The sequence below is a fragment of the Vibrio sp. 811 genome (assembly GCF_033339195.1).
In genome coordinates this window covers 1-856 of the sequence record NZ_JAWOUB010000227.1, presented here as the reverse complement: position 1 = coordinate 856, position 856 = coordinate 1, and the positions used below count along the sequence as shown (strand labels likewise).

The window sequence follows — 856 nt, the reverse complement described above, 5'->3', positions numbered from 1 at the left end:
CATATGACGAGCTACGCGCACGTTACGGCAAGATTTCTCTGGGGATTGAGATCCGTGAAGAAGCAGCGCAACAACACCGTTCAGAAGGACGTAATGTCATTTCAGGGGATGCTACCGACCCAGATTTTTGGGAACGAATCCTAGATACTGGTCACGTAAAGTTAGTTTTATTGGCAATGCCACACCATCAAGGTAATCAAACGGCACTAGAACAGCTTCAGCGTAGAAACTACAAAGGGCAAATTGCCGCTATTGCAGAATATCCAGACCAACTAGAAGGTTTGTTGGAAAGTGGTGTGGACGCTGCCTTTAATATATACAGCGAAGCAGGTAGTGGTTTTGCGCGACACGTGTGCAAACAACTAGAACCTCAGTTCACTTCGATAAAATAACCATAAAAATACGCAACAACGCTACTACCAATTAAAAGCCTTTCTATCAATAGAGAGGCTTTTTTGTTTGATTTTCATACCAAACCTTAATCCCATTCATCAAAACAACAAATAAATTAAATATTATTTAATCAACAAGGCTTTTTATCATTTTTTTAATCACAAAACGTTGCTTTTTTTACTCAGAATGGCAAATTGAATCCATACCGATTAGAAATTGTTTAGTTTAGAAAGGATGTTGTATGTGTTCAGTATTTGGGATTTTAGACATTAAAAGTGATGCAGCGGCACTGCGTCCTATCGCGTTAGAAATGTCGAAAAAGCTTCGTCACCGTGGCCCTGACTGGTCTGGTATCTACTCTTCAGAAAGAGCAATCCTAGCTCATGAGCGCTTGGCTATCGTTGGTCTAAATAGCGGTGCTCAACCACTATACAGCCCTGATAAAAAACTAATCCTTGCCGTT

1 protein-coding gene and 1 pseudogene are annotated in these 856 nt (G+C 40.5%); both read left to right on the top strand.

The genetic code is table 11. The features are described 5' to 3' along the window. Window positions 1–392, top strand: a 392-nt coding sequence (locus R7Q46_RS25990; protein WP_031819211.1) for an NAD(P)-binding protein, incomplete at its 5' end; no start/stop codon positions are given. Between the two features lie 242 nt (window positions 393–634). Then, a pseudogene (asnB, locus tag R7Q46_RS25985) lies at window positions 635–856 on the top strand (asparagine synthase B); the annotation flags it as partial.